The sequence below is a fragment of the Candidatus Trichorickettsia mobilis genome, assembly GCF_034366785.1.
GTDB classification, from domain to species: Bacteria; Pseudomonadota; Alphaproteobacteria; order Rickettsiales; family Rickettsiaceae; genus Trichorickettsia; species Trichorickettsia mobilis_A.
In genome coordinates this window covers 1-4481 of sequence record NZ_CP112957.1, presented here as the reverse complement: position 1 = coordinate 4481, position 4481 = coordinate 1, and the positions used below count along the sequence as shown (strand labels likewise).

Below are 4481 nucleotides of genomic sequence, written 5' to 3'. Positions count from 1 at the left end.
AGCCTTACGAAAAAAGGCTTTAGCGGCATCGGCATCTCTGTGTTTCCTAAGTAGAAACTCTATAGTATTACCGAGTGAGTCAACGGCTCTATACAAATAGACCCAAACTCCTTTTACTTTAATATACGTTTCGTCCATTCTCCAACTATTGCCTATGAGTTTTTTACGTTTCCTTACCGCAGTATCTATTAACGGTACAAACCTTATTACCCATCTTTGCAAAGTAGCGTGATCTATTTGCGCTCCTCTAATACTGGCCATCTCTTCTAAATCACGATAACTTAAAGAAAATCTACATTTCATATACACAAAGAGCATTATTATCTCGGCTGATGAACAAAATCCTTTGAAATACTTGACCAATTTCGGAGAAATATTAAACGGCATTCGAATATTTTTTAAGCCTTTATACCAGCTTTAGAGAGTGTTCGCAACAGATGTGACAGAACCGTTTAACATGATTTATGAAAGTAACTTACTTAAAGTCATTGAAATTTTTAACATCTTATGAGAAGATAATAAAAACTTGAGATGAAAATAACAGTTTATCTAAATCAAATCTAAACACAAACCAAGAGTAATTTGGTAGTTAAAGCTCTGGGCATAACAAGAAAGTTTTAACCTTTACAGCTGCTTATAACAGTCGAGCTTCTCGCTTTGCAATAGCGTTATAACTAAATTTGCTGTTTCATACATACTAAACTTTAAATATAAAGGAAAATATTATGAAAGTTATAAATGCTTCTCTAGATACACAACAACAAACTAAACAAATTAAAATACTACCACCAAAAGATATTACCAATAAAACTCCTAAGGATATATATGTTCTTGGAACAACTAAAGTGTGTGATAATAAAGAATTGCAACTTTACTTATGTAGCGGTGTCCATGCTAATATAATTGATACTAACACCGGGCAAATAATTCCAGTCAAAGACCATGATTTACCCTCAGAGATACAAAGAATTAAAACTCAGGAAGTATGTGAAATATATTTTAAAAATCATTTCATTACCAAAAATGAGTTAAATAATGGTGACATAACCTTACAAAGCCATGTTCGTGGACTTGGGGGTGGTAATAGCGTTGGAGATTTAAGAGATAAGGCAAAAGAAAATATTATACTATCCCCTAAATATATTAATAGATTAGAAAAGGCATTATTCTCAAAAAATAGTATAGATGCTGGAATAGCAGCAGAGGCATTTTGTAGCTTAATTGTGAATGGGCATAAGCTCTCGGAAACGGCGTTCGCAGGACTAGAGAAGACCTCATTAAATGCTAATGAATTAATAAAAAGTAATGCTCTTACAGCACTTAATAATGCAGCGGTTATGGGACAAGAGTTGCCAGATAGCACCCTTCAAACTCTAATGAAAATAACAAATGACAAAACAAGTAGCGCTGCTATAACTATCCGTGCTATGAGTACGATATGCGAAGCAGCTTTTGCCAAACAATTACTATCTAATGATAGATTAAAGGAAATAATACAAATAGCAGGTGACACGAGTATTAATTTACAGACAAGAAACTTAGCATCTTTAGCCTGTACATATGCAGCAAGTAATGGTCAGGAATTATCAAAGGAAGCTATAGAATATGTAGAACAATTATCACTAATACCACTAAGCATTAATGCTACTAAAGCTGCAACAATTGGTTTATTCGGATATAACTCTAAACCGTCAGAAGTGGCAATTAATGGTGTACAGCGTGCCTTAAAAAATGATAATAAAGAAATTACAAAAGGTGCCGCAGCTGGATTAATTATAGTTATTACTGATCATAAAAAACAATTGCCTCAAGAAATATTACAAACAGCCACAGAGTTATTTAGCAATAGTTCGATAAAAGAAACAAGAGAATATGCATGTTTAATTTTATCTATTGCGGCAATTAACAATGAGCAACAATTGCCTGGGTTAGCTGTTACAAATTTGCTATCAGCAGTGAAGGATACAAACGATGTTATAAGAGAGTGTGCTGAGAACTTCAGTCAATTTTATGAAAAACAACAGTCAAATACATTAACTGGTAAATTCAAAAATTTAATATTTAGCGCCTTGTCAATTAAGAAATAAAATTCTTTCAGACCTGATACTGTCTTAAGAGTCAAGGAGTTAAATTTAGATTAACACGTTATTCTTTTCTATTTTTTGTAATAAAAACCAATATGTCAAAACTCTTGTTGCTGAACATTTCATAGGATTTAAACCTACCTTAGATAACGTATTGCAAGTAATAAAGGATTTTGATGAAAACACTTCGAGAACACAGTCTTTGGGTGTAAATTAAGTCTATTGCTAAACATAGCTGTTCACCATATAGCGATTCTCGATTTAATGCATAACCTTGCGAATGAATTTCCTAGTGTAAACTAGATTATAAATTTGTAAACAGCGAAAGTTGCTCTATTTACTTGCCTTTTCCTTTACTCGTTTTTGAAGGTCATCCCTTGCTTCTATATACATAGAATTAGTTGGTTCAATTTCCAAAGCTTTTTTAATCGTTGTTAAAGCTTGGGGGTATAGGTTTAATTTATTCAACACAACTGCTTTAAAGAAATAAGCACCAGCTATATGCGGATTTATTTCAATAATTTTGTTATGTTCGTTTACTGCTTCCTGATAGTTTTCTAACTGATACAAAATTGACGCTTTAAGGAAATGGGCATCTATATTTTTAGGATTTAACTTAATAGAGGAGTCATATGCTTCTATTGCTTTTTTATAATTTCCTAATCCCGCTAGGGCTTTGCCTTTATAATAGTAAGTTTGAGAGCTGTTAGGTGCTAGAATTAGTAGATTATTTGCTGTTTTTAAAAGCTCTTTCCATATACCTAATTCGTCTAATACCATAACTTTTTTCTGTAGTAAGGAAATATCTTGAGGGTTTCTTTTTATTTCCTCATTTAATTTATTTAGCCAATCTTCAGCGTTATTAGCAACAATATAATTTGAGTGAAGTATTAGTAAAGTGATCAAAATCAATTTGTATATCGTCTTCATTTTAATTACAGCTTTAATTTCTAATTAAATCTTACTTATTATTTTAGTCTGTCAAGGATGGAAATTTACTTGGTCAATTTCCTCCATTATAATAATTCTTTTAATTAAAAAAACATTAATTAAATATTACTTAATAAACAAACCGTAATGGCTTAGACAATTGTAACTTAGAACTACTATTTAAAGGATGTCCTAAACTTTATATATGTCTAAAATTGTATTAATATAAATTTTAACCACCTTTGTTATCCAGGTTTAAAATTGATCCTTTACGGACACCTTACCCTCAGCAACTTAGATATAATTGTTCATAAAAAAATTAACCTTATAGCTGTATAAGCAAATAAGATCACCACACTCTACCTCACTTAAAACCAGAGGATTATAAATAATGGTTTATAGATGTAAATCTAAGGCTATTGTCACTCTATTACGTTATTTTCTCCGATTAAAGAGCTTTCTTCTGCTTTTATTGGCTCGTCTGCTTGCATATAATATACAACATTTGAACTGTACTCTTTATGCACTTGTAAATTGCAAGCGCCTGGATTTCCGCTGGACAAGTTTTGAGTAGATTTAACCAGATCGATAAAACCTAGTCCTTGACTTACACTCAATAATTTATTTTGAATAGCTAATACTTTATTAGCTTGAGATATGCCTCCTGCCCTGTTACCTTGAGCGCTAGATACATGAATAATTACTGGTTCCGGTATATCTAGTTTAATAGGTGGTTGTTGTCTTTGATGAGCTTGGAGGTACTGATCTATGCCAGCGTGAGGTACTACTAATTCTCGCTCTTCCTCTATATCACTTCCACAGTTATCATCATAATAGTCGTTTTTCATAAATCGCTTTCTTTAAATATTTAGTACAATTACAGCTTATATATGTTTATTTGGTGTAATTATTAATAATATCCTTTTATCCTAAAGTCATTAAATTTTTAATTTAATAACTATCAGAAACTGCTATTCTACATTTGGTGATAGCTGGCAAAGCGTTAACCTTAAACGCCACAATTTAAATTAAGTCTTATGTTGAAAACAACCAGCTTAACCCCAGAAGTCAAAGAGATTGTGGTTAATAAAGGAACAGAATATTGTTATAGTGGAATCTATGATAATTTTATAATTGATGGCACCTATTTGTGTCAGAATTGTGGATTAGCCCTTTTTAGCTCTAAGGATAAATTCCACTCTGGTTCAGGTTGGCCTAGCTTTGATCGTAAGATTAAAAATAATGGTTCTGTCGCATTTGTAAAGCATCTTCTGCCTTAATCGACAAAAGTAAGATTTTAGACGTTATGCATCCATTAACATTTTAAAATTTTCGAAAGCAGAAAGATTGTTGTTAGATTTGATTATTTGTCCTTTTTGAATTATACGAATGTTTTCTATACCGGTAATAGTAATTTTTGCTGAACGGAAGCTCTTGAAGCCTAGCGTAAGCTTCGTTCGTTTCTTA

5 protein-coding genes and 1 pseudogene are annotated in these 4481 nt (G+C 31.9%); 2 read left to right on the top strand and 4 right to left on the bottom strand.

Annotated elements, in window-relative coordinates; genetic code table 11:
* Positions 1–387, bottom strand: a 387-nt coding sequence (locus tag Trichorick_RS09100; protein ID WP_323739331.1) for an IS6 family transposase, incomplete at its 3' end; no start/stop codon positions are given.
* Positions 388–725: 338 nt separating this feature from the next.
* Here Trichorick_RS09100 and Trichorick_RS09095 point away from each other — a divergent pair.
* Entirely contained in the window at positions 726–2087 is a 1362-nt protein-coding gene (locus Trichorick_RS09095) for a hypothetical protein (protein ID WP_323739330.1), read from the top strand.
* Between the two features lie 330 nt (positions 2088–2417).
* Here Trichorick_RS09095 and Trichorick_RS09090 read toward each other — a convergent pair whose 3' ends face one another.
* Both Trichorick_RS09090 and Trichorick_RS09085 read right to left on the bottom strand, forming a co-directional pair.
* On the bottom strand, positions 2418–3014 hold the full coding sequence (locus tag Trichorick_RS09090; protein ID WP_323739329.1) for a tetratricopeptide repeat protein: 597 nt from the start codon (positions 3012–3014) through the stop codon (positions 2418–2420).
* 422 nt (positions 3015–3436) lie between these two features.
* Positions 3437–3862 (bottom strand): hypothetical protein, encoded by a 426-nt coding sequence (locus Trichorick_RS09085; protein WP_323739328.1) that lies wholly within the window; start codon positions 3860–3862, stop codon positions 3437–3439.
* Between the two features lie 189 nt (positions 3863–4051).
* On the opposite strand from Trichorick_RS09085, the gene Trichorick_RS09080 reads away from it, so the two are divergent.
* Positions 4052–4294: a peptide-methionine (R)-S-oxide reductase gene (locus Trichorick_RS09080; protein ID WP_323739327.1), complete on the top strand. Its 243-nt coding sequence runs from the start codon at positions 4052–4054 to the stop codon at positions 4292–4294.
* Between the two features lie 24 nt (positions 4295–4318).
* Here Trichorick_RS09080 and Trichorick_RS09075 read toward each other — a convergent pair.
* Positions 4319–4481, bottom strand: a pseudogene (locus tag Trichorick_RS09075) (IS6 family transposase); the annotation flags it as partial.

Excerpts from the sequence above, each read along its gene's own strand:
- Trichorick_RS09095 (WP_323739330.1), top strand. The coding sequence starts at position 726 with ATGAAAGTTATAAATGCTTCTCTAGATACACAACAACAAACTAAACAA.
- Trichorick_RS09090 (WP_323739329.1), bottom strand. The coding sequence starts at position 3,014 with ATGAAGACGATATACAAATTGATTTTGATCACTTTACTAATACTTCAC.
- Trichorick_RS09085 (WP_323739328.1), bottom strand. The coding sequence starts at position 3,862 with ATGAAAAACGACTATTATGATGATAACTGTGGAAGTGATATAGAGGAA.
- Trichorick_RS09080 (WP_323739327.1), top strand. The coding sequence starts at position 4,052 with ATGTTGAAAACAACCAGCTTAACCCCAGAAGTCAAAGAGATTGTGGTT.